At 64.5% G+C, this 25,782-nt stretch carries 28 protein-coding genes; 17 read left to right on the top strand and 11 right to left on the bottom strand.

Annotated features, from left to right (window positions below):
• Window positions 1–92: 92 nt before the first annotated feature.
• Window positions 93–1,598 (bottom strand): DUF2125 domain-containing protein, encoded by a 1,506-nt coding sequence (locus FHY55_RS00470; RefSeq protein WP_168222902.1) that lies wholly within the window; start codon window positions 1,596–1,598, stop codon window positions 93–95.
• Between the two features lie 146 nt (window positions 1,599–1,744).
• Here FHY55_RS00470 and FHY55_RS00465 point away from each other — a divergent pair, with 146 nt between their 5' ends.
• Together FHY55_RS00465 and FHY55_RS00460 are read left to right on the top strand one after the other, a co-directional pair.
• Window positions 1,745–2,497: an SDR family oxidoreductase gene (locus FHY55_RS00465; RefSeq protein ID WP_140012318.1), complete on the top strand. Its 753-nt coding sequence runs from the start codon at window positions 1,745–1,747 to the stop codon at window positions 2,495–2,497.
• On the top strand, window positions 2,494–3,141 hold the full coding sequence (locus tag FHY55_RS00460; protein ID WP_140012317.1) for an enoyl-CoA hydratase/isomerase family protein: 648 nt from the start codon (window positions 2,494–2,496) through the stop codon (window positions 3,139–3,141). The genes FHY55_RS00465 and FHY55_RS00460 overlap by 4 nt, the downstream gene beginning before the upstream one ends.
• On the opposite strand, the gene FHY55_RS20705 is transcribed toward FHY55_RS00460, so the two are convergent.
• Complete coding sequence (locus FHY55_RS20705; RefSeq protein WP_140012316.1) at window positions 3,101–3,403, bottom strand: HNH endonuclease; 303 nt, start codon at window positions 3,401–3,403, stop codon at window positions 3,101–3,103. The two genes, FHY55_RS00460 and FHY55_RS20705, sit on opposite strands and share 41 nt — an antisense overlap.
• 33 nt (window positions 3,404–3,436) lie before the next feature.
• Here FHY55_RS20705 and FHY55_RS00450 point away from each other — a divergent pair, with 33 nt between their 5' ends.
• From FHY55_RS00450 to FHY55_RS00440, 3 genes are all read left to right on the top strand, one after another.
• A complete protein-coding gene (locus FHY55_RS00450; protein ID WP_140012315.1) occupies window positions 3,437–4,591 on the top strand; it encodes a TIGR03862 family flavoprotein in 1,155 nt (384 codons plus the stop codon).
• Between the two features lie 145 nt (window positions 4,592–4,736).
• On the top strand, window positions 4,737–5,261 hold the full coding sequence (locus FHY55_RS00445) for a hypothetical protein (protein WP_140012314.1): 525 nt from the start codon (window positions 4,737–4,739) through the stop codon (window positions 5,259–5,261).
• Window positions 5,262–5,310: 49 nt separating this feature from the next.
• A complete protein-coding gene (locus FHY55_RS00440) occupies window positions 5,311–5,724 on the top strand; it encodes a hypothetical protein (RefSeq protein WP_140012313.1) in 414 nt (137 codons plus the stop codon).
• Window positions 5,725–5,736: 12 nt separating this feature from the next.
• On the opposite strand, the gene holA is transcribed toward FHY55_RS00440, so the two are convergent.
• From holA to FHY55_RS00420, 4 genes are all read right to left on the bottom strand, one after another.
• Window positions 5,737–6,756, bottom strand: coding sequence for a DNA polymerase III subunit delta (gene holA / locus FHY55_RS00435; RefSeq protein ID WP_140012312.1), 1,020 nt, complete (start codon window positions 6,754–6,756; stop codon window positions 5,737–5,739).
• Window positions 6,757–6,763: 7 nt separating this feature from the next.
• Window positions 6,764–7,297 (bottom strand): LPS assembly lipoprotein LptE, encoded by a 534-nt coding sequence (gene lptE, locus FHY55_RS00430; protein WP_140012311.1) that lies wholly within the window; start codon window positions 7,295–7,297, stop codon window positions 6,764–6,766.
• Complete coding sequence (leuS, locus tag FHY55_RS00425; protein WP_140012310.1) at window positions 7,284–9,827, bottom strand: leucine--tRNA ligase; 2,544 nt, start codon at window positions 9,825–9,827, stop codon at window positions 7,284–7,286. Before leuS ends, lptE begins: the two co-directional genes overlap by 14 nt.
• 137 nt (window positions 9,828–9,964) lie before the next feature.
• Window positions 9,965–10,510, bottom strand: a complete 546-nt coding sequence (locus FHY55_RS00420) for a DUF3576 domain-containing protein (RefSeq protein ID WP_140012309.1) — start codon at window positions 10,508–10,510, stop codon at window positions 9,965–9,967.
• Window positions 10,511–10,782: 272 nt separating this feature from the next.
• Between FHY55_RS00420 and FHY55_RS00415 the strand changes: the two genes are divergently transcribed.
• The 4 genes from FHY55_RS00415 to thpD all read left to right on the top strand — a co-directional run bounded on the left by FHY55_RS00415 (window position 10,783) and on the right by thpD (window position 15,098).
• A complete protein-coding gene (locus tag FHY55_RS00415; RefSeq protein ID WP_140012308.1) occupies window positions 10,783–11,769 on the top strand; it encodes a porin in 987 nt (328 codons plus the stop codon).
• A gap of 127 nt (window positions 11,770–11,896) precedes the next feature.
• Window positions 11,897–13,396 carry a tetratricopeptide repeat-containing sulfotransferase family protein gene (locus tag FHY55_RS00410; RefSeq protein WP_140012307.1) on the top strand — a complete coding sequence of 500 codons (1,500 nt, stop codon included), beginning with the start codon at window positions 11,897–11,899 and terminating at the stop codon, window positions 13,394–13,396.
• Window positions 13,378–14,031: a YggS family pyridoxal phosphate-dependent enzyme gene (locus FHY55_RS00405; RefSeq protein WP_140012306.1), complete on the top strand. Its 654-nt coding sequence runs from the start codon at window positions 13,378–13,380 to the stop codon at window positions 14,029–14,031. Before FHY55_RS00410 ends, FHY55_RS00405 begins: the two co-directional genes overlap by 19 nt.
• 125 nt (window positions 14,032–14,156) lie before the next feature.
• Window positions 14,157–15,098 (top strand): ectoine hydroxylase, encoded by a 942-nt coding sequence (thpD, locus tag FHY55_RS00400; protein ID WP_140012305.1) that lies wholly within the window; start codon window positions 14,157–14,159, stop codon window positions 15,096–15,098.
• Window positions 15,099–15,152: 54 nt separating this feature from the next.
• On the opposite strand, the gene FHY55_RS00395 is transcribed toward thpD, so the two are convergent.
• Genes FHY55_RS00395 through ribA form a run of 3 tightly spaced genes read right to left on the bottom strand, consistent with a single transcriptional unit; the run spans window position 15,153 to window position 17,112 of the window.
• The gene (locus FHY55_RS00395; protein ID WP_140015944.1) at window positions 15,153–15,632 is read right to left on the bottom strand and encodes a L,D-transpeptidase; all 480 of its coding nucleotides are present in this window, start codon (window positions 15,630–15,632) and stop codon (window positions 15,153–15,155) included.
• On the bottom strand, window positions 15,632–16,048 hold the full coding sequence (locus FHY55_RS00390; RefSeq protein WP_140012304.1) for a hypothetical protein: 417 nt from the start codon (window positions 16,046–16,048) through the stop codon (window positions 15,632–15,634). Before FHY55_RS00390 ends, FHY55_RS00395 begins: the two co-directional genes overlap by 1 nt.
• Window positions 16,045–17,112: a GTP cyclohydrolase II gene (gene ribA, locus FHY55_RS00385; protein WP_140012303.1), complete on the bottom strand. Its 1,068-nt coding sequence runs from the start codon at window positions 17,110–17,112 to the stop codon at window positions 16,045–16,047. The genes FHY55_RS00390 and ribA overlap by 4 nt, the downstream gene beginning before the upstream one ends.
• A 162-nt stretch (window positions 17,113–17,274) precedes the next feature.
• Here ribA and FHY55_RS00380 point away from each other — a divergent pair, with 162 nt between their 5' ends.
• The 3 genes from FHY55_RS00380 to FHY55_RS00370 all read left to right on the top strand — a co-directional run bounded on the left by FHY55_RS00380 (window position 17,275) and on the right by FHY55_RS00370 (window position 19,677).
• Window positions 17,275–17,961, top strand: coding sequence for a response regulator transcription factor (locus FHY55_RS00380; protein ID WP_140012302.1), 687 nt, complete (start codon window positions 17,275–17,277; stop codon window positions 17,959–17,961).
• Window positions 17,962–18,155: 194 nt separating this feature from the next.
• Window positions 18,156–18,701: a murein L,D-transpeptidase family protein gene (locus FHY55_RS00375; protein ID WP_140012301.1), complete on the top strand. Its 546-nt coding sequence runs from the start codon at window positions 18,156–18,158 to the stop codon at window positions 18,699–18,701.
• Window positions 18,702–18,705: 4 nt separating this feature from the next.
• Window positions 18,706–19,677 (top strand): alpha/beta fold hydrolase, encoded by a 972-nt coding sequence (locus tag FHY55_RS00370; protein ID WP_168222901.1) that lies wholly within the window; start codon window positions 18,706–18,708, stop codon window positions 19,675–19,677.
• Window positions 19,678–19,725: 48 nt separating this feature from the next.
• Here the strand turns inward: FHY55_RS00370 and FHY55_RS00365 are convergent, their stop codons facing one another.
• Window positions 19,726–20,694: a hypothetical protein gene (locus tag FHY55_RS00365; RefSeq protein WP_140012299.1), complete on the bottom strand. Its 969-nt coding sequence runs from the start codon at window positions 20,692–20,694 to the stop codon at window positions 19,726–19,728.
• A 92-nt stretch (window positions 20,695–20,786) separates the two neighbouring features.
• Here FHY55_RS00365 and FHY55_RS00360 point away from each other — a divergent pair, with 92 nt between their 5' ends.
• The gene (locus tag FHY55_RS00360) at window positions 20,787–21,575 is read left to right on the top strand and encodes an exodeoxyribonuclease III (RefSeq protein ID WP_140012298.1); all 789 of its coding nucleotides are present in this window, start codon (window positions 20,787–20,789) and stop codon (window positions 21,573–21,575) included.
• Window positions 21,576–21,833: 258 nt separating this feature from the next.
• On the opposite strand, the gene FHY55_RS00355 is transcribed toward FHY55_RS00360, so the two are convergent.
• Window positions 21,834–22,463: an SGNH/GDSL hydrolase family protein gene (locus FHY55_RS00355; protein ID WP_254695383.1), complete on the bottom strand. Its 630-nt coding sequence runs from the start codon at window positions 22,461–22,463 to the stop codon at window positions 21,834–21,836.
• An 89-nt stretch (window positions 22,464–22,552) separates the two neighbouring features.
• On the opposite strand from FHY55_RS00355, the gene FHY55_RS00350 reads away from it, so the two are divergent.
• Genes FHY55_RS00350 through FHY55_RS00335 form a run of 4 tightly spaced genes read left to right on the top strand, consistent with a single transcriptional unit; the run spans window position 22,553 to window position 25,773 of the window.
• A complete protein-coding gene (locus tag FHY55_RS00350; RefSeq protein ID WP_140012297.1) occupies window positions 22,553–24,040 on the top strand; it encodes an FAD-binding protein in 1,488 nt (495 codons plus the stop codon).
• Entirely contained in the window at window positions 24,037–24,438 is a 402-nt protein-coding gene (locus FHY55_RS00345) for a hypothetical protein (RefSeq protein WP_140012296.1), read from the top strand. The genes FHY55_RS00350 and FHY55_RS00345 overlap by 4 nt, the downstream gene beginning before the upstream one ends.
• Window positions 24,435–25,478, top strand: a complete 1,044-nt coding sequence (locus tag FHY55_RS00340) for a hypothetical protein (RefSeq protein ID WP_371707105.1) — start codon at window positions 24,435–24,437, stop codon at window positions 25,476–25,478. The genes FHY55_RS00345 and FHY55_RS00340 overlap by 4 nt, the downstream gene beginning before the upstream one ends.
• The gene (locus FHY55_RS00335) at window positions 25,462–25,773 is read left to right on the top strand and encodes a hypothetical protein (RefSeq protein WP_254695382.1); all 312 of its coding nucleotides are present in this window, start codon (window positions 25,462–25,464) and stop codon (window positions 25,771–25,773) included. The genes FHY55_RS00340 and FHY55_RS00335 overlap by 17 nt, the downstream gene beginning before the upstream one ends.
• Window positions 25,774–25,782 lie beyond the last annotated feature (9 nt).

The raw sequence follows: 25,782 nt of genomic DNA, 5'->3' as shown, positions 1-25,782 counted from the left end.
AGCAACGGTGCGGTGGCAGCAATCCACGCCTGAAAAGAAAAGGCCCCCGGTGCGTATTGCGCAACGGGGGCCTCTATCGAGATCTTAGAAGATCATTGCAGCGGGATCGGAATGCCGTTGGCCGAAACCGTGCCATCGGGCGACACGCCAATCTCGGTGGTCAGCACGTCCGGGCCATCGCCGGGGCGGAAGAACATGCCCGACATCATCTTGACGCCATTGGCCTGATCGGCGGGCACGTAGCCCATTGTCACCAGCTTGTCCAAAAGGCCATTGGCCCCCGAAAGCTTGGCGCGCAGCGTGCCATCGGGCGCGGGCATGCCGCCAAAGGTCATCAGGTCGGTGTTGTCGAATGTGAAAGTGCCTTCTGCCGTCAACTCGGCGCCTGCTGCCTTCAGGAGCACGTCGGAGATGTTCAGCGAGTGGATCTCACCGGGCATCCCCTGCGGGTTGGCCATGGCCTCTGGGTCGAGAATGTCGATCAGCCAGTTGCCGGTGCCCGCGAGGTTGAAGGTGAGCGTTGCCGGATCGCGCGGCAGCACGGTGCCCGGGTCGAACATGTTCCAGATGCCGTCTGCGATGGTCAGGTCTTTGAGGCCCACGGCCAGCATGTAGGGCTTGGGCGCGTCAGACTGGGCGATGGGCATAATCATGTTGAAGGAGGTCTCGCCAAGGCCGACGGTCACTTCCGGCAACGGGATCTCGCTGCCCGACATGGTCATGTCGAAGCCGGTGTAGCTGACAGCGTAGAGCACCTGATCGGCATCCAGCTTCACCGAGCCGGTGCCACCGTCCATATCGCCCGAAATCGCAAAGCTTTCGCCTGCATCGGTGCCTTCGATTGCGAAGGTGGTGGCGCCAACCTTGGTGGAGCCCTGCACCGAGGCGCCAGATTTCAGCAACTCTGGAATGGCCTCCGGGTCCATGAAGATAAGTTGGCCTTTACCGGTGGAGGTGGAGCTGATGTCGGCCATGCTGATCGTGCCCTTGCCCCGGCCTTCGCCTTCGGGATCGCGGCCATCGAAGTCGATCTTCAGGCTGTCGGCGTTGAACACCGAAGTCACGATATCACCCGCTTTTGTATAGGTGCCGGTGCTGCCGCCGATTGTGCCGACAAAGTTGATCGGCACTGCCTCTCCATCCACCGTCATATCGCCCAGGGTGAAGGTCATCGTAGGTGCATCGTAAGAGAAGGCTGCCCCCCCACCATCGGCGTCGGACGCCGTCATATCGAGGCCTTCCATGGCGAAGTCGAGCGTGAGTTCGACCTTCTCACCATATTCCGGATCGGCAACCATCATCATCTGGAAGGCGGAAGGAACCGCGATTGCCACGGTGCCATCACCATTCTCGGTGAAGGTTACGTCACCCAGATCGCCCGACAGGTTCAATTCTTCCATCTCCATCGACACGGACACGCCCGAGGCGGTGAGCACGTTGCCGGATTTGGAGGTATTGGCGGCGGTAACCTCTTCGCCGTATTCGGCGGCAATGCCGACCCAGGCCTCCCAGGCCTCTTCAGCGGTGAGTGACCATGCTGCGGGGCTGGCGGCGCAAAGCGCAGCCGCGGCAGCTGTGAGGCGGAGGAATGGTTTCATCGGGCAAAGTCCTTTCGGGCAGAAATGAAGTGGCGTCATCCTCCCGTGCGGCGCGGGCGGGGTCAAGTGCCCGATGGCTCGAAGCGGGTGGACGACAGGCACCTTTCCGTTATCTCTGGAAGAAAGCCGAAAGAGGAGGGCGCGCCATGGAAATGAGCGGCAAGGTAGTGATGATCACCGGTGCAAGTCGTGGCATTGGGGCAGAAGCCGCGCGTGTCTTTGCCGCGGCCGGGGCGCAGGTGGCCCTTCTGGCCCGCAGCGAAGAGGCCGTGGCCGACCTCGCAGGCGAACTTGGCCCCGATGTGGCGCTGGCCATCCCTTGCGACGTCAGCCGGTTCTGGGAGATGGAAGCCGCCGTCGATGCCTGCGTGAAGACATTCGGGCGGCTCGACGTGCTGGTGAACAATGCGGGCATACTCGAGCCCATCACGCATCTCGCCGAGGCCGATCCCGAAGCATGGGGACAGGTGATCGACGTCAATCTCAAGGGCGTCTTTAACGGTATGCGCGCGGCCCTGCCCGTGATGCTCGCCGAAGGCAGTGGCACGATCCTCACCATCGGGTCGGGCGCGGCGCATGGGCCGGTTGAGGCATGGTCGGCCTATTGCGCGTCCAAGGCGGGGGCGCTGATGCTCACCCGTATGACCGACAAGGAAAACGGCGAAGCCGGCATCCGCGCCATCTCGCTTTCGCCCGGCACCGTGGCCACCCAGATGCAGCGCGACATCAAGGCCAGCGGGATCAACCCGGTCAGCCAGCTTGACTGGTCCGACCACATCGCCCCTGACTGGCCAGCCAAGACGCTGCTCTGGATGTGCTCTGCCGAGGCCGATGAGTTTTGCGGGGCGGAGGTGTCGCTGAGGGATGAAGAGATACGCCGCAAGGTGGGCCTGATATGATCCGCGTCGCCGACGAGGGCGGGTTGCGCACCGTCACCATCGACCGCCCGGACAAGGCCAATTCGCTCACCGGCGAGATGCTGGAGGCGCTGATCGAGGCGGTGGAGGGCACGCCGGGCGGCGCGCTGGTGCTGACCGGGGCGGGGAAGGTCTTTTCGGCCGGGGCCGATCTTGAGGCCGCAAAGGCCGGGCTGGCCACGTCGCCGCTGTGGGAGCGGCTTTCTCACGCGGTGGCCGAGAGTGACGCCCTCACCATCGCCGCCCTGAACGGCACGCTGGCGGGTGGGGCCTTTGGCATGGTGCTGGCCTGCGACCTCCGGATTTCGGTGCCGGACGCGAGGTTTTTCTACCCGGTGATGAAGCTCGGCTACCTCCCCCAACCCTCCGACCCGGCCCGGCTGACGGCGCTCGTGGGCCGTGGCCGTGCCCGGATGATCCTGCTGGCCGCCCAGAAGATCGGGGCCGAAGAGGCTGTGTCTTGGGGCTTGGTCGACAGACTCGCGGAGCCGGAGGCCCTGTTGCCGGAAGCCGCCGCCCTGTGTGAAGCCGCCATTGCCGCCACACCTGAAACCCGCGCGGGCATCAAGGCGATGTGCCGGGGCGTCACCGTGCCCGGCGCCGGGAGCCTGTTGATCGGGGATTGAAACCGGGGGGACGTTTGGCGACCCAAGCGATGAACTTTGCCAGCCTTGGATGCGCTCTGAGCGCCTCGGGTGTGGCATAGCTCCGCGCCAGCTCGGTTTCGCTCAGGGTGGCGTGAATTTCCTTGTGGCAAATATGGTGCAGCAGCACCGTGTCCCCGCCCTTGCCGCCACGCAGCCGGGGCACAAGATGGTGGCGGCTTTGCGGCACATCCGCCGGAATGGGCCTGTGGCACAAGGGGCATATGGGCGGCGTGTCTTCCATGGGGCATAGATGGGCCAAATGGCAGGAGCGGCAATGGATGTATTGGTAATCGGCGGTGGCCCGACAGGGCTGGCAGCGGCGGAGGTGCTTGCAGGTGCAGGCCGCAGTGTGCTGCTGGCCGAGGCGAAGCCCTCTGTGGGCCGGAAGTTTTTGATGGCGGGCAAATCTGGCCTGAACCTGACCAAGGAGGAGGAGGGCTTTGCCGCGGCCTATGGCACCGATTGGCTGGCGCCCATGCTATCGGCCTACGGCCCCAGTGAGGTGCGGGGCTGGGCCGAAGCGCTGGGGCAGCCTTGCTTTACCGGCACGACTGGCCGGGTCTTTCCAAAGACGATGAAGGCCTCGCCCCTCTTGCGGGCATGGCTGGCGCGGTTGGATGGCGTTGATATCCGCACGCGTTGGCGCTGGCAGGGCTGGGATGGTGCGGCGGCGCTTTTCTCCACCCCTGAAGGCGTGCAGCGCATCGAGGCCAAGGCCACTGTGCTGGCTCTCGGCGGCGCAAGCTGGGCAAAGCTCGGCTCCGATGGGGCCTGGGCCGATATCCTTGCCGCCGAGGCCGTGCCCCTTGCTCCGTTTCAGCCCGCCAACGTGGGGTTCGAGGTCAACTGGTCCGCCCATATGGCTCCGCATCTGGGCAGCCCGGTCAAAGGCACCCGCCTCACCGCTGGCCCGCTTCAAAGCCGGGGCGAGTTTGTGATCTCGGCCCGAGGGCTGGAAGGTGGCGGGATTTATGAAGTCTCCGCCGCAGCGCGAGACGGTGCGCCGCTGATGCTCGACCTGCTGCCGGACATGAGCACCGATGACGTCGCCGCACGCCTCGCGCGGGGCGGCAAAGACAGCATTGGCAACCGCCTGCGCAAACGCCTCGGCCTCACCCCCGCTGCCCGTGCCCTGCTGATGGAGTTCGGTCGCCCCCTGCCGGAAGGCCGGGCGTTGGCCACTCTGGTCAAGGCGCTGCCGCTCCGGCACGCTGGCCCGCGCCCGATTGATGAGGCGATCTCCGTGGCAGGCGGTGTGCGGCGCGAAGCGGTGGACAATGGGCTCATGCTCAAGGCCCGCCCCGGCACCTTCGTGGCTGGCGAAATGCTGGATTGGGAGGCCCCCACGGGCGGCTACCTGATCACCGGTTGCCTTGCCACCGGGCGGTGGGCCGGGCGGGCGGCAGAAGGCTATCTCGCGGCCTGCTGAAAAATCCGTGAATCCGGAAGGCCGAGCACAGCCGGAAGTTGCGCCGCTCGCTCCGATGCGCCTAAACTTTCTGTGTTTGAAGAACCAAAGTCATTTATCCGGGCCTCGGCCCCCTTTGCCGAGCGCCCCCAGAGGAGGACGTGTGATGAGCCTGAATTGGGAGCGCTTCAAGGCAGCGCAGGCCAACTACGTGCGCAACAACCGCAGCCCGTGCAGCGACGGATATACCAACCAATGTGCCATCCGCGTTAGTAGTGCTCTGGTCGACGCAGCCTGGCCCTTCAACGGGACGGGACAGCGCTACACCGAAGAGCGGTTCGGCCCATTGTGCAGCCACGGGCGGGCGCGCGGCGCGCGATCCCTGGCGGATTACCTGGAGGTCTACCTCAAGCGCCCACGCCGCTACATCCGCCCGGCCCATCCCACAACCGGGGTGCGTGCCAGCGAGCCCGGCGTTTATGAGGCTGACGGCACCTTCTATCCTGTGCTTGACTGGCTAAAGAAGAAGGCCGGTGAGGGGCAGAAGCTGCGGGGCATCATGTTTTTCGGTAGTCCGCATCATATCGACGGATTCGACCTGCACGACAGCACCAACACCCAAGGTTCATACGGCATGATAGGAGAAGAATATGCGAGCTCATCCGATCACGTGCGCGTTTTCTTTCTGTAGCGCACTCGCGTCGGGGGCGGCGGCGCAGGCTCAGGAGGCCCCGGCCTCGGTGGCAGCCTGCGCGTTGAGCCTTGGTGGGTTCACGATCTACGCGCCTTTGCCTGCGCCTTGTGATCTGGTGCGCGGCAAGGCGGGCGGTGTGCTGGCCTATGAGAGCGAGGGGTTCGTGTTCTTCGCCATCACCGAGGCCGGGGCGCAGGAGCCCGACAGCTGCGATCTGCCTGTCGCGCCGGTGCTCTATGACAGGCGTTCAGGCCGTTTCGCTTTTTCTGCGCTGGAGGAGATGCAAAGCTGGGTGTTCGGCTGCAACATCCGCCTGCCCGGCAACCGGCCCGACGCCAAGCAGATGCATTACAGCTTCGCCGACGAGGCCGAGGCCCTGCGTGAAGAGGCGGTCGATCTGGATTCGGGCAGTTTCAAACTGGTGCCGGAGCTATCCGTGGTGCTCAAGCCCGAAGATTGAACGAGCGGCGGCCTAGCGGGGCATCATCGCCAGCCGGATCATTGCCCGCTCTACCTGCGCCATCTGCGGCGCGGTCTGGCCTGCTGAGCGCAGGGCAAGGTCGGTGTCGAGCAGCAGTGTCAGCGCCCGTTCCAGCCGGGCCAGCCCCCAGTTTTGCGCCTGCCGGATCATCCTGTCGCGCCGCGGCCCAAAGACCGGCGGGCGCATCTTGGCGATTCCCTGCGCGGGGCCGCCCGGGTCGGAAGCGGCTACATGCAGGGTGCGAAAGTGCATCCCCGCCATGATGCAAAGCGTCGTCGGGTTAACGCCCTGACCTTCCAGACGCTGCATCAGCGGGCCGATCTGGTCGCGCTTTGCCTCGGCGGCGGCGTTCAGCAGCTCATCCACCCCGGCCTCTGTTGTGGCCGGTGCAAGCGCGGCAATCTCGGCCTCGCTCAGCGGCGCGGAATCGCCAAGTTTGTAGAGCGAGAGCTTCTCGATGAACTGGCGCAGATCACCCGGGTCTATGTGCGAGGCCAGCGCCACAAGCGCCTCCATCGCGGCATGCTCCACATTCGCGAGCCCCGCCGCGCTTAGCCTGTCCTTGATCTCTGCGGCGCTCGGCGGGTCATCATAGATCGCCACGAAGCGAGCGCGCGGGTCTTTCTCGAAGAGTTTGCGCAGCTTGGAGCTGGCCTTCAGGCTTCCGGCGGTGGCCACGACCATGCCATCGCCCTCCTGCCATTCACTCAGCGCGGTGGCGAAAACATCCGTCAGCCCGTCTGTCGCCCCCTCCACATGCACCGCGCGCGGGCCGGGGAAGAAGGACGCACCGCGCACCGCGTCCAGCAGTGCCGCAGGGTCGCTGCGCAGATCGGCACCAGAGAGGCGCGAGAGCCGCATTTCCTCTTCGCCGTTCGGCCCCACCAGAGCCTTCAGCAAATCCTGCCGTTTCAGCGCCACCCGCATGGCATCGGCCCCGGAAATCAGGATCCCGGGCCCGGGCGTCGGCTTGGCGAAGAAGGCGTTGGCGTCGCGGGTCGAAAGCTTCATGCCGCGCTCACGGCAAGAAGGTTTCGGCGCTGGCCAGCAGGTGGGTAACGGCCTGATCGGCCAGAATCACCATCAGCCGCTTGCGGGCATCCCGCTCGGCGGTGGTGGTGGCCACGGTTGTGCCGGTGGCGGAAAAGCTGGTGAAGCTGTTGGTCTGGCCGGTGGACAGCACGTTGCCCGTGGTGGTGTCGGTCACCTGATAGCGCACCTCACCGATGAGGTTGTAGCGCTGCGTCTCCTGATCGGCGGTGATCGCAAGCCCGTCGCTGCGCGTGGTGATGGTGTAATCCAGCCGCATGGGTGCGGCGGCTGCGCGGCCCAGCCGCGTTTCTACCCGTGCGACGAACTCAAACTCGTTCTCCGTGGTGGGTTCGGCGATTTCTATCTGCCCGTGCAGCGTGTCGCCCGGCCCGCCGGGGCCGTACAGCGGAGCAAAGCCGCAGGCGGCGAGCAGCAGGGCGGGCGCAACCCACCGCGTCGCCCGCCGGAGGTTGGGTTTCACCCAGCCTACGAGAGCCTCGGTTGCCCTACGCCACCACATTCACGATCCGTCCCGGCACCACGATCACCTTTTTCGGCGCGTTGCCGTCCAACGCGCGCTGCACAGCCTCCTCCGCCAGCGCCAGCTTTTCAACCTCGGCCTTGTCCATATCCTTGGGCACGCTGATCTCCGCCCGGCGCTTGCCGTTCACTTGAATCGGCAGGGTTACCGTGTCTTCGACCAGCAGCGCCGGGTCGGCCTTGGGCCACGGGGCCTCGGTGATGAGGCCGTCACGGCCCAGCATGTGCCAGACTTCCTCGGCCAGATGCGGCGTCATCGGGGCCATGAGCTGGGCCATTGCCGCCATTGCCTCTTTCTTCGCTGCACCGCCCGCCTTCGACTTTGCGAGCGTGTTGGTGAAGGCGTAGAGCTTGGCGATGGAGGTGTTGAAGGCGAAGCTTTCGACCCCCTCGGTCACATCCGCGATGGTGCGATGCAGCGCCTTTTGCAGGGCGGCGTCTTCGGCGCTTTCAGCGCTGTCATCCGCCGCGATCTCGCCCGCCAGACGCCAGACCCGCGCGAGGTGGCGGTTGGCGGCTTCGGCGCCCGAGGCTGTCCACTCCACGTCGCGCTCGGGAGGGCTGTCAGAGAGCACGAACCAGCGGGCGGTATCGGCGCCGTAGCTTTCGATGATGTTCAGCGGGTCGACCACGTTGTTTTTGGATTTCGACATCTTGGCGGAGGGGATGACCTCGACCGGGGTGCCGTCTTTCAAGGTCGCGCCTGCGTCGCCCACCGTGACATCCTCGGGGTAGTGATAGACCGGGCGGCCCTCGGCGCTCTTGGTCTGGTAGATCGCGTGCGTCACCATGCCCTGCGTGAACAGCGCATTGAACGGCTCTTTCGACTTTTCCGGCAGGTGGCCGGTGGCGTGCATCGCGCGGGCGAAGAAGCGGGAGTAGAGCAGGTGCAGAATCGCGTGCTCGATGCCACCGACGTATTGGTCGACGTTCATCCAGTAGTCCGCATCCTCCGCCACGGTCGGCGTTTCGGCGCGGGGCGCGGTGAAGCGGGCGAAGTACCACGACGAATCGACGAAGGTGTCCATCGTGTCGGTTTCGCGCTTGGCGGGCGCGCCGCAGGACGGGCAGGCGCAGTCGCGCCACGTGGGGTGACGGTCCAGCGGGTTGCCCGGCGTGTCGAAGGACACGTCATAGGGCAGCTCGATGGGCAGGTTCTCTTTTTTCTCCGGCACCACGCCGCAGGCCTCGCAATGCACAACCGGAATCGGGCAGCCCCAGTAGCGCTGGCGGGACAGCCCCCAGTCGCGCAGGCGGAACTTGGTAACACCCTCGCCCCAGCCCTCGGATTCGGCGCGGGCGATTGCGGCGGCCACGGCCTCTTCGCCGGTTTGCAGTTCGTCACCCGCGATGGCGCGGGTAAAGCGCACCTTCTCGCTTTTGGGCGGGGTGAAGGCGGCGGTTTCGTCCAGCGCGCCCTCGGCGGGGGCGAAGGTATAGGTGATGGGCAGGCCGTATTTGGTGGCGAACTCATAGTCGCGCTCGTCATGCGCCGGGCAGCCGAAGATCGCGCCGGTGCCGTAATCCATCAGGATGAAGTTGGCGATCCAGATCGGCAGCTCTTTCGACGGGTCGAGGGGGTGGCGCACCGTGAGGCCGGTGTCGAAGCCCTTTTTCTCCGCCGTTTCAAGCTCTTCTGCCGTGGTGCCGCCCTTGGCGCATTCGGCGCGGAAGGCGGCGACCTCGGGGCTTTGCTCGGCCAGCTCCTTCGCCAGCGGATGATCGGGCGAGATGCCGACAAAGCTCGCGCCCATCAGCGTGTCGGGGCGGGTGGTATAGACTGTCACCGGATCACCGCCGTCGGTGCGCTCGAAGCTGAACTGCAGGCCGCGCGACTTGCCGATCCAGTTGGACTGCATCAGCCGCACCTTCTCGGGCCAGTCCTCCAGCCCATCCAACGCCTCCAGCAGCTCTTCCGACATGTCGGAGATCTTGAAGAACCATTGCGTCAGCTCGCGGCGCTCCACCTCGGCACCAGAGCGCCAGCCCTTGCCGTCGATCACCTGCTCGTTGGCGAGCACGGTCATGTCGACCGGATCCCAGTTGACCGTGGCATTGCGGCGGGTGACGAAGCCGGCCTCCAGCATGTCGAGAAACAGCGCCTGCTGCTGGCCGTAATATTCAACGTCGCAGGTGGCGAACATGCGCGACCAGTCCAGCGAGAGGCCCAGCGGCTTCATCTGACCAACCATGTCTTCGATATTGCCGTAGGTCCAATCCTTCGGGTGGCCGCCGGTGGCCATCGCGGCGTTCTCTGCGGGCATCCCGAAGGCATCGAAGCCCATCGGGTGCAGCACGTTGAAGCCCTGTGCGCGCTTGTAGCGGGCCACCACGTCGCCCAGCGAGTAGTTGCGCACATGGCCCATGTGGATGCGACCGGAGGGGTAGGGAAACATCTCCAGCACGTAATACTTGGGGCGGCTCTCGTCGCGCTCCGCCTTGAAGGTCTGGGCGTCGTCCCAGGCCTTTTGCCACTTGGGTTCAATCTCTGCGGGGGTGAAACGGGTCATCTGCGCTGCCTTGCGGGTATTCTATATGGTCCCGGCGTGTTTACGGCGGGCGTGGCGCAGGGTCCAGCGGGTTGGCGCCGGGCTGCGTGAGCGAATCTGTGGTGTGAACGGGCTGTAGGGTGGGTGTTAACCCACCATCACAACTTTCCGTCCTGAATGCGCAGCTGCCGCGCGCGGGTGAGGATTGCATCCTCGACGGCGCGCACCGTATCGGCGCTGACTGCCCCGCCGTTGCGCGACTGGAGCGCCACCTTCAGCGAGCGGGCGTCGAGGGCCGGATCCTGCACATAGACGGTCGCGCGATAGGGGCTGCCACCGCCGGGCGGGCGCCCGTAGCCAAAGACGATGACGCCGGAGAACGGGTCCACCGTCTGGATCGGCATGAAGTTCAGCACTTCCAGCGAGGCACGCCAGATGTACTTGTTGACCTCAACGGTGATGTTCGGGTCGTCCCGGTTGCCGAAGAGATCCCAGATGGTGGAGGTGCGAACACGCCCGCCAACAATCTCCCGACCGAGTCGGTCTGTCTCGCGGGGCTGCGCCGGGGCATTGCGAATCCCTGCCGAGCTGCCACCCGAGCTTCCGCCAAGGCTGTTGCCCAGCCGCCCGCTCACGCCGCACGCGGAGAGCGTCAGCACCATCGCAGTTATTCCCGCTGCCCGCAGTCCCTTCCGGAAGGTCATTAAAAGCTGCCCCTCTCAAGCTTTTTTGCCTGTCTATCCGAGCGGCCCCACCCCCACAAGGCTTTTTGCCCACGGCGCGTGGTGCCGCGTGCATAGGATAAGGGCTTAGATGGCCGCTATGATCACTGTGGCAGGTTTGCACCATATGCCAGAGAGTCCCCTCGCCCGGTTTTCGCCATTATTGCAATCGCACGGCGAAAGAGCGAAACAGCCTCACATACCCAGTCTGGATTCCCCGGATTGGGCTGACCTTTGATAACGAGGGAAACAAGATGAAAAAGGTTCTTCTCACTTCGACCGCGCTGGTCGCCTTCGCTGGCGCCGCGTCGGCAGAAGTTACCATCTCCGGCTGGGCCGAGATGGGTATTAACGGCGGCACCGATATGGAGACTGAGTTCTTCCAAGATATCGACGTCGAATTCCGTATGTCCGGTGAAACCGACGGTGGTCTCACCTTCGGTGCTGGCGTTGATCTCGACGAAAACGGCGCCTTCTCCACCGATGACGATGGCGGCGCGTTCGTCTTCATCTCCGGTTCGTTCGGTACCATCACCATGGGTGACACCGACGGCGCTCTTGACTGGGCCCTGACCGACATGGGCAACATCGGCAACCCCGGTTCGATTGCTGACGACGAGACCGTCCACCTGGGTTACAACGGCAACTGGCTCGACGGCGCCTACGACGGCCAGATCGTTCGCTACGACAACACCTTTGGTGACTTCGGCGTCGCAATCTCGCTCGAGATGGACGACGACGGTTCGCGCGACGACGGCTACGCCATCGGTTTCAAGTACTCGACCGATCTCGGCGGTGCTGACCTGGCCCTCGGCCTTGGTTACCAGGAAGCTGAAATCGTCACGCTCGGCACGATCATCGACTACCTCGACACCGGCACCGGCACCCCGACCTCCGCGACCGGCGCGAAAGTGTCTGCTCTTGGTCTCGGTGCGACTGTCACGCTGGACTCCGGCTTGACCGCTGGCTTCACCTACACCGACTTCTCGATCGATGGCACCGACCTCGACCTGAGCCACGTCGGCATCGGTGCTGGCTACCAGTTCGACGCTGTGTCCGTGCACTTCAACTACGGTGTGTTCGACATCGACGGCACCGAGCTTTCCGGTTGGGGTCTCTCCGCTGGATACGACCTCGGCGGCGGCGCATCGGTTCTCGCCGGTTACGGCTCGTCCGACTTCTCCGACGTTGGTGGCGACACCGTCGACACCTGGTCGCTGGGTCTGTCGATGGCCTTCTAAGGCAGTCGAAAATCTTTAGGGAAGAGCGGGCCTTGTGCCCGCTCTTTTCTTTTTTGGGATTCATTCCTGCCAGCGGATCGGGTAGGGGTGGGCCGTCAATCAGCAGCAAGAGAACGGCAGGCGGGTGATGGCGACCATCGAGATCAAGGACATTCCTAAGCTCTATCAGCGCGCGATGAAGCTGCAATCTGCTGGGCAGATGCGGGAAGCGCACGAGATCTATAACGAAATCATCACCGTGCGACCGCAAACGGCGGAAGCGCACTTTCAGATCGGGCGGATCGCGCGAAACGTTCGAGACTTCAAGGTGGCAACGGTAGCGCTGAACCGGGCGTTGTCGCTCAAGAAAGGCGAGCCCGTCATTCTGCGTGAACTTGCAGAGACATTGGCGGATGCCGGTGACCTCGATGAGGCGGTTCGGGCTTATCTTGAGTTGTCGAAGCTGGTGAAGCGCGATTTGGAAATCCAGTCGGCGCTTGGCTTGCTCTACCAGCGGCTCGGCAAATTTGACGAGTCGGAAAAGCACTTCCGCAAGGCTCTGCGTTTCAGCCCCGGCAATGGCATGATTTACCGCACTTGGCTTCAGGGCAAGAAGATAAAAAGAGGCGAGCCGATTATCCGTGAATTGCAGGAGGTCTATGCCGACCCGCATGTCCAGGGGTTGATGCGCGCACACCTTTGTTTCGCTCTGGCCAAGGCCATGGAAGATATCGGTGATTTCAACAAAGTGTTTCGGTTTTTGAACGAGGCAAACCGGTTGATCGGCAAGGCCACGCCCTTTCTACAGGCAGGCTTCGACAAGGAGTATGATACATCGCTCGAGCTTCTGCGGGGCTTTGAGTGGCGCAAGAGTTCACCACCGCTCGACAACGAGAGTTTTGGCCCGATCATCGTAACCGGCCTGCCCCGCTCAGGGACAACGTTGATGGAACAGATCATCGCCAGCCACAGCAAGGTGGAGGGCGCCGGTGAGATCGGTGTCATTACAAAGCTTGGCCGCCGCCTGATGCGCGACCGAAACGATGCGGCTTGGAAAGATCACTTCGCCCTGAAAGAGCAGCAGTATGAAGCGTTTCCGCGCTTGATAGAAAGCGAGTTTCGCAAGCGCATCAAGTTCGAGAACCTCGTGACCGACAAGTCGATTTCGAACTTCCGCTACATCGGCCTCATAAAGGAGCTGATCCCGAACGCCCGCATTATCGTGGTTCGCCGCGACCCGCGCGACCAGCTCTTGTCGATCTACAAGAACGTCTTTGCCGAGAACACGCACACCTACGCATACGACTTCGAACACCTTGCCCTGTTCTATCGCAAGTTTGTCGACAACATCGAGTTTTGGCGCGAGCGGACGCCCGATGCGTTCACCGAGGTGAAATACGAAGAGTTGGTGAATGACCCGGAAGTGCAGAGCCGCAAGCTGATCGCCGCCGCCGGGTTGGAGTGGGAAGACGCTTGCCTCGACTTCCACAAGAACAAGCGTGACGTGAAGACGCTGTCGATCCACCAGGTTCGCCAGCCGATGTATAAGTCTTCGGCCCGCGCTTGGGAGAAATACGCTGATGATCTGAAGCCGCTGACCGATGCGCTCGAGCGGCATGGGGTGTTGGATTGGCATTACAAGACATAGAAGCCCGCATCGCCAAGGCCTGCGAAGGCGCGGGCCGGGCGCGTGAGGATGTTACCCTCATCGCCGTTTCCAAGGTGCAGCCTGATGCGCGCGTCGAGGCCGTGCTGGGCGAGGGGCACCGTTGCTTTGGCGAGAATCGCGTGCAGGAAGCGCAGGGCAAGTGGCCCGGCTTCCGCGAGCGGTTCGAGGGTGTCGATCTGCACTTGATCGGCCCGCTCCAGAGCAACAAGGCGCGGGTGGCGATGGAGCTGTTTGACGCCATCCACACCGTGGACCGCCCCAAGATTGCCTCCACCATTGCCCGGCTGGCCGATGAGTTGGGGCGCTGCCCCGACCTTTTCATTCAGGTCAACACCGGCGAGGAGGCCCAAAAGGCGGGCTGTCTGCCGTCTGAGGTGGATGGCTTCGTGGCCGAGTGCGCGGCACTGTCCCTGCCGGTTCGGGGCCTCATGTGCATCCCCCCGGTGGATGAGGAGCCTTCGCTGCACTTCGCGCTGCTTGCCAAGATGGCCAAGCGCAACGGGCTCTCCGGCCTCTCCATGGGCATGAGTGCCGACTTCGAGCGGGCCATTGCTCTGGGCGCCACCCACATTCGCGTGGGGTCGGCCATCTTTGGGGAACGCACCCCCGGCTAAAGTCGCGCGGAACTACAGCAAAAGACAAAAGTGAACCTGATGCGCCTGTGCGTGTTGATGGTCTGTGTGCCGGCCATAAGCGCCCGGCCTGACCCAGAGACCGACAACAGACGGAGGAAAGGTTCATGGACTTCAATCCACACCAATTTCAAACGCCGCCAGCCGACATTTACCCCACACGGCTGCGCGGCGGAGAGCAACTACATGCGCGCAAGGATCCGGTGCTGTGGTCCGACTGGCACGAGGGCGCGCCGATCGAACGCGCCGAGGCCGAGCAGTATCGCGAAAACGGCTATCTCGTACGCCGCGACGTGTTTTCTCAGGATGAGTTGGCGCTCTTGGTCGAAACATCGGCCACGCTGCGCGACGATCCCGGCGGCATTCGCCGGGAAGACCTGATTACCGAACCCGAGAGCGACGCCGTGCGCACTGTGTTCCGGCTGGATGAGCATTCGCCGCTCTTTGCGCGGCTCGCCAAAGACAGCCGTTTGGCGGGTGTGGCCCAGTTTCTGCTTGGGGACGAAGTTTATCTGCACCAGTCGCGGCTGAACTACAAACCGGGCTTCACCGGCAAGGAGTTTTACTGGCACTCGGATTTCGAGACTTGGCATGCGGAAGACGGCATGCCCCGGATGCGCGCGGTGTCGGCCTCGGTGCTGCTGACCGACAACTCAGAGTTCAACGGGCCGCTGATGCTGGTCCCGGGCTCGCAGGAGGTGTTTGTGGCCTGCGCCGGGGAAACGCCGGATGCCAACCACGAGGAGTCGCTGAAAAAGCAGCAGGTAGGCGTGCCGCAGCCCCAAACGATTGACCGACTGGTGCGCGAGAACGGGCTGGACGCGGCCACCGGGCCCACTGGCACCGTGATTTTCTTCGATTGCAACACGCTGCACGGCTCGAACGGGAACATCACCCCCGATCCGCGCTCGAATGCGTTTTTCGTATATAATGCGGTATCCAACAGGGTGACTGCACCCTATGCCGCGCCGCAGCCGCGGCCCGATTTTCTGGCAAACCGGGTGCCTGATCGGATCGCACCGGTGACGGGCGAGATTCGTAAAGGGTGAGGCCTTGTCGACTTGCGAAACAGGCGGGCAGAGCGCGGCTCTGGCCCGCCTTTTTCATGGCCTGACGAGCAACTCCGTGCCGGGCGCAGCGCGGGCGGCGATCCAAGCGAGGTGGTCGGGGCGAAAGGCAATGCAGCCCTCGGTCGGGTGGCAGCGTTTGCGCCAGCGATGCAGAAAGATGGCCGAGCCCCTGCCGGGGGTTGCGGGTGTGTTCCAATCCGTCGTCAGCACGATGTCATAAAGCCGGTCTGCGCGGCGCATCTTCTCATGGCTGGCGGGGTAGGGGGCCTGCACCAGCGTGTTGTAGGCTGCACCTTCCGGCGCGTCCGACCACAGGTCACGCGGCCCGATTGCAATGGCCCATGGGGCAGGCGCGGGCACCCGATCAGCGCGGTAGTAGCAGGCCAGAATGCGGTGCCGCCCCACCGGCGTCGCGCCGTCGCCCTCACGCTTGCTTGCCGTCACGCCACCCCGGCCAATGACTGCGGGGAAGAGGTGGCCTTCAAAAAGGAGCCCGCGCGGGGTGAGCCGCATCACGGATAGGCGCCATGCACGGCGAGCGCCGCCACCCGCTCCGGCGCGCCAAGCAGAACCGTCGCGGCCAGCTCATGTGGCCCGAGTTGAAACCAATGGCCCGCCGTGGGCGGCCCGCCTGCGCCCGGCGGGTTTGGCTCGATCCGGAGAAACCGCAGCTGATCGAGCAGCGGTTTCATCCGCGTCATCGGCTCGGGCTGGCCGAAATGCGCAATCAGCAGCCCGCCGAACCGCGCTGAAGGCCCGGGGCTGCGCAACTCGAAGCCGCTGAACGGCCCGGACCCGGGTGCATTGAACCCGACCCAGGCCTGCGATTTGCGCGTGGCCGTCAGCCGCAGCCCCAGCGCCGCCTCCACTTCAGCCTGAGAGAAATCTTCAAGCCGTGCGGCGGCGTTCAGAAATGCGGCAGGTGTCATAGCAAATGCCCCGACTTTGCGGCCTTCGTGGCCAGATACCCTTCATTCTCGGCGGTGCGGCCCACCTGTAGCGGCACCCGTTCCACCACCTCTACGCCCTGGGCCTCCATCATGGCGATCTTGGCGGGATTGTTCGTCATCAACCGTATCTGGCCAACACCCATTTTGCCAAGCAGGGCGGCGCCAATCCTGAAGTCGCGCTCGTCATCCTCAAAGCCCAGCCGATGGTTGGCCTCCACCGTGTCAAACCCCTGATCCTGAAGAGAATAGGCGCGCATCTTGTTGGCCAGCCCAATGCCGCGGCCCTCTTGGTTGAGATAAAGCAGCATGCCGCCGCCCTCGGCTCCCATCGCGGCCAAGGCGGCGTGGAGCTGGGGGCCACAATCGCACTTCAGCGAGCCCAGAACATCGCCGGTGAAACAGGCCGAATGCAGGCGGGTCAGCACTGGCGCGTCCCGATCCGGGCGGCCCACCTCAATCACGTAATGCTCCTCGGCCCCGTCTTCGGGGCGAAACACATGCACCCGGCCTGCACCCGCAAGCCGCATCGGCAGGCGGGCCGAAATAGCCTCCGCAAAGGGGGGCAGCGCGTCTCCCACCTTCGCGGCGATCCGTGTCAGGCCTTCTGGTGCAGGTCCGGTCAGCGGGGCCAACAGCACGGCGGGCAGCACCCGCGCCTCCTTCGCCAGCCGAATGCCCGCGCGGGCAAGCTCAGGGCAGCCCTCACCCCCGCGAAGCGCGTTGAATGGCCCTTTCATCGGCGTTGCGAGGTCGGTCGCCGGATCGGCCACCGCCGCCGCCCAAGCGGCCTGCCCGTCACTCGGGAGCAGCAGCCGCGCCATGTCGCCGTCATAGGCGTGGGCCTTCAGCGTCTCGGCCCGCCGGGCGGTTACTGCAAGGTAGGCCCCCTCCTGTGCCAGCTCGGCCACGCGCTCCGGCGCGGCCTGCTCGGCGGCCATCACCAGCGCCGCCTCCCCTTCGCCCACGATCACGACAGGCAACCCAAGCCGCAGATCGGCACGGGCGCGGGCGCGTAATTCTTGTGGGGTGGGCAGCAGGCTCATGCGTGAAACCTCAGGGGAACTCGGGGCACATCTAGTGGGTTTTCGTAGGAATATGAAACATTTCCGCCCCCTCGCACACGGTTGCGTGAGCGATTTGCAGCAAATCTTGCCGAGCTCGTGCACCGTTCACACATCCGAGAGAGCAGAAGAAAGGAGCCTTCCATGGCCAACCTGAAGAAAATTCTCCTCGTCGATGACGACGAAGACCTGCGCGAGGCGCTGAGCGAGCAGCTCGTGATGACAGAAGATTTTGACGTGTTCGAAGCCGGAGACGGCGCGGGCGCGATGGAAAAAGCCAAGAACGCGATCTACGACTTGGTGATCCTCGACGTGGCCCTGCCCGATACCGATGGCCGCGAGCTGTGCAAGCTGATGCGCAAGCAGGGGGTCAAATGCCCGATCCTGATGCTCACCGGCCAAGACAGCGATGCCGACACCATCCTCGGCCTTGATGCGGGCGCGAACGACTATGTGACCAAACCCTTCAAGTTTCCGGTGCTGCTGGCCCGCATCCGCGCCCAGCTGCGCCAGCACGAGCAATCGGAAGATGCCGTGTTCCAGCTTGGGCCGTATACCTTCAAGCCCTCGATGAAGATGCTGGTGGATGACGCCGAGAAGAAAATTCGCCTCACCGAGAAAGAGACGAACATCCTGAAGTTCCTCTACCGGGCATCCGAGGGCGTGGTGCCACGCGATATCCTGCTGCACGAGGTCTGGGGCTACAACGCGGGTGTGACCACGCACACGCTGGAAACCCACATCTACCGCCTACGCCAGAAGATCGAGCCTGATCCGAGCAACGCGCGCCTTCTGGTGACCGAGAGCGGCGGCTACCGGCTGGTGGCATAAAAATCCCTCCGTGGCCGGGGTAATGGCCACACCTCCCTGTTGGACTGGCCCGGGTTTGCGCCCGGGCCTTTTTTTGGTGCCTGCATCGGCTGGGTGTCATCCTCGGGCCTGACCCGAGGATCTCTCGGTGTCTGGCAGATCCTCGGGTCGAGCCCGAGGATGACGGGCTGTGAGCGGGGTGCTAAACCGCTCGCATGAAACGTGTTCTGAAGATCGCGGCCACCCTCGCCGTCCTCGCCCTCGGCCTCGTGGCCTACACCGCCGCAATGGCGCGCGTCGGTTCGGGCACAGCCCCTGCTATGGCCCCCGAGGCGGCGCAGGCCGATGAGATCCTGGTCGACAAATCCGCCCGCCGTATGGACCTTCTGCGGAATGGCGAGGCAATCGCCAGCTACACCATCAGCCTCGGTGCCGCGCCCGAGGGCCACAAGGCCCGCGAGGGCGACGAGCGCACCCCCACCGGCAGCTACGTGATTGACTGGCGCAACCCGAACTCCATCGCCCACCTCAGCCTGCACATCTCCTACCCCAATGCCGATGACCGCGCCCGTGCCGAGGCGGCGGGCCACAGCCCCGGCGGCGACATCATGATCCACGGCATCGCTAACGGCTGGGGCTGGATTGGCGGGCTGCACCGCGCGTGGGATTGGACCAACGGCTGCATTGCCGTGACCGATGCCGAGATGCGCGAGATCTGGTCACTGGTGCCCGATGGCACCCCCATCACCATCAGCGAGTAATCCCGTGGGCCGTTTCATCAAGTTCCTCCTGAAGCTTGCCGCCGTTCTGGTGGTGATCGTCGTCGTTGCCCTGCTTGCGCTGCGCGGCATGGCCGCCCTGCGCGAAACCCAAACCGAAGCGGCCCGCTGGGGCAGCATGGTGCAAACCGCGATGGGCGAGGTCTACGTGATAGACTACGGCCCCAAGGAAGCGACCCCGGTGCTGCTGGTGCATGGCTCGGTTGGTTGGTCGGCCTTCTGGGATGAAACCATCGTTGCGCTGGAGGGCGCAGGCTACCGCGCCATCGCCTTCGACATGCCCCCGATGGGCTGGTCGGAGCGGGATGCGGCGGGTGACTACAGCCGTGTGACACAGGGCCAGCGCGTGCTGGCGCTGACCGAAGCGCTCGACGTGCGGCCGGTGCTGGTGGCCCATAGCTTCGGCGCAGGCGCGGGGGCCGAGGCCGTCATGGCCAAGCCGCAGGCCTTCGCCGGGTTCATCGTGGTGGACGGCGCCATCGGGCTTGAGGCTCAGCCCGGCCCGCCGCCGCTGCCGCTGCGATCCGGCCCGCTGCGCCAACTTGCTGTCTCGGCCACCATCACCAACCCCTGGGCGATGAAGCCCATGCTGAAGGCCTTCCTGCACAAGAAAGAGCGCGCCGCCCCCTATGTGGCCACGCTGAACGCCCCGATGAAGCGCGCGGGCACCACCGCCGCCATGGCCGACTGGCTGCCCACCCTCGTCACTCGCCCCGAAGGCGCGGCCAGCGTGACCCAAGAGGGCTGGCGCGGGCTGACGCTTCCGGTCGGCATCCTCTGGGGCGTGGAAGACACCGCAACCCCGCTGGCCCAGGGCGAACAACTCGCCGCGCTGGTGGAGGGCGCGCGCCTCTGGAAGCTGGACGGCCTCGGCCACATCCCGCAGATCGAAGACCCCGCCGCCTTCATGGCCGCGCTGAACGACGCGCTCGTCTGGGTGCAAACGCAATCCAATTGAGCGCCTTCCGGCGCATTCCATGTTTTGTTTGCCGCCCGGTGGCGGAGGTCAGTCCATGAAGCCCAGCGACGGGTCTGCGCAGAGGCCGTCAACGTTGAGCCGGTCCGGCACCGTGGGCACGTAGCGCAAAAAGGCGATCATGTCGGGCAGGGCTTCACCATAGGCGGCCACCACAGCGTCGAAGGCCTCGGCATCGTCGCGGAACATCTTCAGCCCCATCTGTGCCCTGAACTCGTCGACGCCTCCATCTTCGGAGGTGCGAAAGATCCCCGCCACCATCCCCGGCAGTCCGGAGGCGGCCCGCAGCTTCGCCGCCTGCATCCTCTCTTCTTCGGTCGGCTCCGCCATCCTCGGCGCGGCCCGGCGCGCTGCAAAATCATAGTCCAACGAGGTGCCAAAGCCGCGCACCACCCGCTGAAACCGTGCCTCTTTCTCCGTTGGTTCGGTCTCGGCCAGCAAGGGGGCCAGCGCCCGCACCTCGCAGCCCGCCATCTTGGCAATGGACTGCTCAAAGATCACCGGCAGCGCGGCAATCGCCAAAGCGTCGTCACCGCGCACCTCGAAGAACTCCAGCGTCGTGCCGGCGCTGTCCAGTGTGAACCCGTGCGCGTTTGGAGCAAAGCGGGCCATCTGGAGAAAGCTGATCGCGAAGTTGGTGTAGACGGCGTCCTGCGGCATGCCGACGTGGGTCACGGTGGAAGGCTCGATGGCAGCGTCCCTGTCGATCTCGAATGCCTCGAGCACCAGTTTTCCCGCATCGATCCGCGCGGTTGCCGTGGCGGCCTGCACCCTTGGCTCGCATACCCCCTCCCGGTCGCAGGCCGCGTGATCTAAAGGCAGCGGATACAGGAAGTGGAGCTGCATCTGTTCGCCCTCGAAGGTCAGCACCACCGAGCGTGGCAGCACGTGCTCGGGCCAGATGTAACTGCCCAGCATGAAGCTCCCCTGCGGCGGGGCATCGGCCCGGCCCGGCAGGGCGGCAAGGGCAAGGAGGGCGGCGACAAGGAGCTGTTTCATGCGCCCGAGCCTGCGCTGTCAGCTGCGGCAGGGCAAGGGGTGGAAACCCGGCTTCGCCCGCGCTATCCCGACCCGGAACAACGGAGGCGGGCATGGCATTTTCACTGGCAACATGGAACATCAACTCGGTGCGGCTCAGGGCCGATCTTGTGGCGCGTCTGATGCGTGAGGAAACCCCCGATGTGCTCTGCCTGCAGGAGTGCAAGAGCCCGGTCGACAAGATCCCGGTCGAGATCTTTCAAGCGCTGGGTTACACCCACATGGTTGCACGCGGCCAGAAGGGCTACAACGGCGTGGCGATCCTCTCCAAGCTGCCGATGGAAGAGGCTGGCGCGGCGGATTACGCCAAGCTCGGCCACGCCCGCCACATCGCTGGCAAGCTTGAGAGCGGCGTGACAATCCACAACTTCTACGTCCCCGCAGGAGGCGATGTGCCTGACCGGGAGGTGAACGAAAAGTTCGGCCAAAAGCTCGATTACCTCTCCGAGATGCGCGATGCCTTCCACGCCGAAACACCCGAAAAGGCCATTCTCGTTGGAGACCTCAACATCGCCCCGCGTGAAGATGACGTATGGGATCACAAGAAACTGCTGAAGATCGTCTCTCATACCCCCGTTGAGGTGGAGGCGCTGGGCGCGACGCAGGACGCGGGCAAATGGGTCGACATCACCCGCAAGGACATCCCCGAGGGGCTGCTCTACAGCTGGTGGTCTTACCGTGCAAAAGATTGGGATGCCGCCGACAAAGGCCGCCGGCTGGACCATATCTGGGCCACGCCCGATATCTCAAACGCTGCCCACTCCAGCCGCATCCTCCGCTCAGTGCGCGGCTGGGAAAAACCGTCCGACCACGCCCCCGTCTTCGCGGAATTCGACCTGTAGCGCGAGCAGCAGGCGGCACAGTGGGGGCCTGCCCCCACACCCCCGGGAGTATTTACGGCAAGAAAATGAGAGCAAGTGCGGGCAATTTGAATCAAGTTGTTCATTTTCTTGCTCCAAATACTCCCCGCCGGAGGCCCAAAATCTCTTCTGGTAACCCCTGTCAGTCCTCGCGACGGTGAGGCAGAAAATGCGGATGAGACGCAGGCCACGCCGAGCGAAGCGAGGCGCCCCCGGTCGGCGCGCGTAGGCGCGGCGAAATCAGCCGAGATGTGCTGCCAGCGCCCTTCCAAGCGCAATATGGTCGGAAGCCGCGATGTGAATGCCGTCCACCGGGCTCACCGATATTTGCGACCCAGCGTCAAAAAAATCCAGACCACGCGATGCTGCGAGGGTCCTCAGGGCCGGAGCAAGCTCTGGCCTTATACGGGCGGCCCCGGCAAACTCCGCGGCGAAGAGCCCTGCCTCGATCGGCGCGGGCGGCGCGATCAGGGTGATCTTCAGGCCGGGGCTTCTTGGCGCCTCGAGGGCGCTGGCCGCGATGTCCAGCAGTCCTGCAAGACCGGCGGCGATCTTTCGGGCAGAGGGCGCAAAGCGGGCTTTGAGGTCATTCGTTCCCAACATGATCAGCAGTCGGTCCAGCGGGGCATGGCTGCGCAGCGCAATTCGCAGGGCCGGCTCCGCGTTCATGAAAGCGCCCATCACCGGGTCATCGTGGCAGGTGGTGCGCCCCGGCAGCCCTTCTTCGATCAGCTCAACCCCGCCCATGGCCTCTGCCATGACCCGGGGCCAGCGGGTGTCGGGGCCAAAGCGCGCATGTCCGCCGTGGGCCTCCATCGGCGGTGTGCCGAAGGTGTTGCTGTCGCCAAAGCATAGAATCCTTTGTGCCACGGTTGTCTCCCTGCAATCCCCGCTGCTCAGTTTTTACGTTTTCCGGAGCGGCGTCCATTGGCAAGATGGCGCAAAAGCGAGGGTGTGTGATGGGCAAGTTGGGCCGCAGGGCCGTGGTTTTTGGCGCGGGGGCGGCGGCAGGAGTGGCCGGGGCCAAGTGGTTGAAGAGCGACGTGCCGGTGCTGGCAGGCACCCGCTCGCTTGCGCCCGAGGGCCGCGTGAACACGATGAACGACGCCTCCGGCCTCAGCGAAACCCCGGTGGCCAAGCATGTCATCCTCACCGACGATCCGGGCGAGGCGCTAGTGGCCAAGTTGCGCGCCGAGCTGAAAGAGGCGCAGGCGGAGGGCCGCCCGGTGAACCTTGGCGCGGCACGGCACTCGATGGGTGGGCAGGCAATCCCTCGCGAGGGCACGGCGATCAGCTATCGCAACCCCTTCGTGGAGCTTGACACCGCCGCAAGCACCTACCGTGCCCACGCAGGTGCCCGCTGGTACGAGGTGATCGCCGCGCTTGATCCGCAGGGTTTTGGCCCCGCCGTCATGCAATCCAACTCCGATTTCGGGCTCGCTGCCACCTTCTCGGTCAATGCCCACGGCTGGCCGGTGCCTTATGGCCCGATGGGCGCCACCGTGCGCGAGGTGCAGATGGTGCTGCCCGATGGCGAGCTTGTCACCGCCAGCCGCACGGAGAACGCCGAGCTTTTCGCCATGGCAATGGGTGGCTATGGCCTTGTGGGTCTGATCACCGAGATGGTGGTGGACATGGTGCCAAACCAGCGCCTCATCCCTAGCTTCACGCGGATGGAGGTCGAGGCCTTCGCCCCCGCCTTCCGCGCCGCCGTGGATAACCCGCAAATCCCCATGGGCTATGGCCGCCTCAACGTGGGCCGTGCCCGCTTCATGGAAGAGGCGCTGCTGATCACCTACAGCGAAGACCCTGAAAGTGACGAGATTCCGCCTGCCGAATACGCCTCTGGGTTCACCTCCAAGGCCGCCGCGCGTCTCTACCGCTGGCAGCTTGGCAACGAGCGGATGAAGCGCTGGCGCTGGTGGACGGAATCCCGCGCCGCGCCGATGCTCGCCGGGGCCGCCAATCGCAACGCGCTGATGAACGAGCCGGTCGTGACGCTGGATGACCGCGACGAGCGCCGCACCGATATCCTCCACGAGTATTTCGTGCCCTTCGACCGCTTCTCCGACTTTCTCCAGGTCTGCCGCGAGGTGATCCCGGCCAGTTATCAGGAGTTTCTCAATGTCACCCTGCGCTTCGTGGATACCGACAGCACAAGCTGGCTCTCCTACGCCCGGGTGCCGCGCATCGCCGCCGTCATGTCCTTCAGCCAGGAAATGACCGCGCGCGGCGAGGCCGACATGGCCCGGATGACCCGCGCCCTGATTGGCGGTATCAACGCCATCGGCGGGGCCTATTACTTGCCCTACCGCCCGCACGCCACGCTCGACCAACTCATGGTGGCCTACCCGCGCGCGCAGGAGTTTGCCGCGCGCAAACGCGAGATCGACCCGGGGCTGCTGCTCCGCAACAACCTTTGGGACAGTTATCTGGGGCTCCTATGACCACACTCCGCATCATCGCCTTCGGTTACTTCTTCGCCCTGCTCGGGGCCGCTGCGCTCAACTACGTGCCCGGCATCACCGACAGTGAGGGGCTGGCCTTCGGCATCTTCGAACTCGACATCTTCGATGACGCCCTGCACCTCGTCTCCGCCCTCTGGGCGCTTGGCGCTGCGCTCACCTCGCACCGGGCGAGCAAGATCTTCCTGCTGCTCTTCGGCGCGCTCTACCTCGCCGACGGGGCGATGGGCCTCGCCTTCGGTTCGGGCTATCTCGACATGGGCATCTTCACCAACGGCGTGCTTGACCTGCCCTTCGGCTTCAAGATTCTCGCCAACCTGCCCCACATCGGCCTCGGGGGCTTTGCCCTCTTCGCGGGCCTGTTCCTGGATCGCAAATGATCCGCTGGGTCTGGAAATGGGTCAAACGGCTGCTGGTGGTGGCGGTGTTGCTGCTGCTCGTGCTGCTGGCCCCCGTGGGCTACGTCGAGGTGGCCTGTCGCGGCAAGGATTATATCCGCAAGGAGTATGAGCCGCTGCTGACGCCTGAATGGCACCGCGCCGAGGGCCGCACGCTGATGACCTATCCCGAGTGGCACATCGTTCACGCCTATGACGATTATGCCGAGGTGATCTCTTCGGGTGACCCGCATGACTTTGGCTATTTCCGCGCGGTTGGCGGCTTTTGGGGCTCGCTCTGTGCCCTCTCAAAGGCCTCGCCCGCGCACGGCGGCTTTGACTGGACCACCAAGCAAACCGCCTATGTGATCGGCGTCAGCTTCACCGCCGAGCTGATGCTGAAGGCTGCCTATGAAGAGACGGTGGGCCGCGTCTACACATGGATTCGCGGTTCTGAGCGTGCCGCGCTGGATGAGGTTTCTGCCCGGCAGGCCCGCGACTATGCGGCCTTCCTTCAGCAAACCCCGTGGTACAAATGGGATTTCAAAGGCGACATTGCCGAGCACGCTGAAGCCAGTGAAGGCAGCAAGCGTGACAATGAGCGCCGCTTGGCGCTGGGCATCGAATTTTCCGCCAAATCCGCTTACGCGGGCGTGATCGAACAGGCGGTGGCCGGTGTGGGCGCCGATGCGCTGCGGCTGCGGATGGTGGTGCAGGGTGAGCGGGCTCAACTTGAGGGGTTGGAGGGCGTCGAGATCATCGAAAGCCGCCCCGAAGGGCTGGTGCTGGAAACTCCACGCTATCGCGCCCTCACCGAACTGATGAAAGAGATGGCCGAGCGCGGCGCTGACTTCATCGAAATCGCCGGCAATGACGACATCATGCTCACCGCAATCGCCGACACCCCGCTGCCCGGCGCGCTTTATGCCCGCGAGCGGCAGGGCTACGGCGACACCCGATCACTGGTGCTGATGCAGGTCACCGATCTTGCCGCCTTCCTGCGCGAAAACGGCGATATGGTGGAGCATGTCCACGATTATTAAGCGCATTGCTCTCTGGGCCCCGCTTCTGTTCATCGCATGGGTCGCCACCATGGCGTTTGTCATGCGGTTCTCCGATGCGGCCCCGGCGGCGGTTGTGATGTTTCCCGGCGAGGCCTTTCTTGCCGGGCTGCCCGAGGATGCGGCCGTCATTTCCGCCAGCGCGGCAACCGTCACCCTGAAGAGCGACACCCCCGATTTTGCTGCCCGTCTCTACCGCGCCGGAGCGCTACTGGTGCTCCCTGCCGGGCTAACCGGCTGCCTGCCTCTGCCCGGTGCCCTTGCAAACAAGGGCTGAGTGCTCCAT

Source organism: Oceanicola sp. D3 (genome assembly GCF_006351965.1).
Lineage (GTDB): Bacteria > Pseudomonadota > Alphaproteobacteria > Rhodobacterales > Rhodobacteraceae > Vannielia.
The sequence above is the reverse complement of the archived record's forward strand: the minus strand, read 5'-3'. Positions and strand labels throughout refer to the sequence as shown.

Bases quoted from the DNA above. Each gene is read 5' to 3' on its own strand.
- FHY55_RS00470 (WP_168222902.1), bottom strand. From the start codon at position 1,598: ATGAAACCATTCCTCCGCCTCACAGCTGCCGCGGCTGCGCTTTGCGCC.
- FHY55_RS00465 (WP_140012318.1), top strand. From the start codon at position 1,745: ATGGAAATGAGCGGCAAGGTAGTGATGATCACCGGTGCAAGTCGTGGC.
- FHY55_RS00460 (WP_140012317.1), top strand. From the start codon at position 2,494: ATGATCCGCGTCGCCGACGAGGGCGGGTTGCGCACCGTCACCATCGAC.
- FHY55_RS20705 (WP_140012316.1), bottom strand. From the start codon at position 3,403: ATGGAAGACACGCCGCCCATATGCCCCTTGTGCCACAGGCCCATTCCG.
- FHY55_RS00450 (WP_140012315.1), top strand. From the start codon at position 3,437: ATGGATGTATTGGTAATCGGCGGTGGCCCGACAGGGCTGGCAGCGGCG.
- FHY55_RS00445 (WP_140012314.1), top strand. From the start codon at position 4,737: ATGAGCCTGAATTGGGAGCGCTTCAAGGCAGCGCAGGCCAACTACGTG.
- holA (WP_140012312.1), bottom strand. From the start codon at position 6,756: ATGAAGCTTTCGACCCGCGACGCCAACGCCTTCTTCGCCAAGCCGACG.
- lptE (WP_140012311.1), bottom strand. From the start codon at position 7,297: ATGTGGTGGCGTAGGGCAACCGAGGCTCTCGTAGGCTGGGTGAAACCC.
- leuS (WP_140012310.1), bottom strand. From the start codon at position 9,827: ATGACCCGTTTCACCCCCGCAGAGATTGAACCCAAGTGGCAAAAGGCC.
- FHY55_RS00420 (WP_140012309.1), bottom strand. From the start codon at position 10,510: ATGACCTTCCGGAAGGGACTGCGGGCAGCGGGAATAACTGCGATGGTG.
- FHY55_RS00415 (WP_140012308.1), top strand. From the start codon at position 10,783: ATGAAAAAGGTTCTTCTCACTTCGACCGCGCTGGTCGCCTTCGCTGGC.
- FHY55_RS00410 (WP_140012307.1), top strand. From the start codon at position 11,897: ATGGCGACCATCGAGATCAAGGACATTCCTAAGCTCTATCAGCGCGCG.
- thpD (WP_140012305.1), top strand. From the start codon at position 14,157: ATGGACTTCAATCCACACCAATTTCAAACGCCGCCAGCCGACATTTAC.
- FHY55_RS00395 (WP_140015944.1), bottom strand. From the start codon at position 15,632: ATGCGGCTCACCCCGCGCGGGCTCCTTTTTGAAGGCCACCTCTTCCCC.
- FHY55_RS00390 (WP_140012304.1), bottom strand. From the start codon at position 16,048: ATGACACCTGCCGCATTTCTGAACGCCGCCGCACGGCTTGAAGATTTC.
- ribA (WP_140012303.1), bottom strand. From the start codon at position 17,112: ATGAGCCTGCTGCCCACCCCACAAGAATTACGCGCCCGCGCCCGTGCC.
- FHY55_RS00380 (WP_140012302.1), top strand. From the start codon at position 17,275: ATGGCCAACCTGAAGAAAATTCTCCTCGTCGATGACGACGAAGACCTG.
- FHY55_RS00375 (WP_140012301.1), top strand. From the start codon at position 18,156: ATGAAACGTGTTCTGAAGATCGCGGCCACCCTCGCCGTCCTCGCCCTC.
- FHY55_RS00365 (WP_140012299.1), bottom strand. From the start codon at position 20,694: ATGAAACAGCTCCTTGTCGCCGCCCTCCTTGCCCTTGCCGCCCTGCCG.
- FHY55_RS00360 (WP_140012298.1), top strand. From the start codon at position 20,787: ATGGCATTTTCACTGGCAACATGGAACATCAACTCGGTGCGGCTCAGG.
- FHY55_RS00350 (WP_140012297.1), top strand. From the start codon at position 22,553: ATGGGCAAGTTGGGCCGCAGGGCCGTGGTTTTTGGCGCGGGGGCGGCG.
- FHY55_RS00345 (WP_140012296.1), top strand. From the start codon at position 24,037: ATGACCACACTCCGCATCATCGCCTTCGGTTACTTCTTCGCCCTGCTC.
- FHY55_RS00340 (WP_371707105.1), top strand. From the start codon at position 24,435: ATGATCCGCTGGGTCTGGAAATGGGTCAAACGGCTGCTGGTGGTGGCG.
- FHY55_RS00335 (WP_254695382.1), top strand. From the start codon at position 25,462: ATGTCCACGATTATTAAGCGCATTGCTCTCTGGGCCCCGCTTCTGTTC.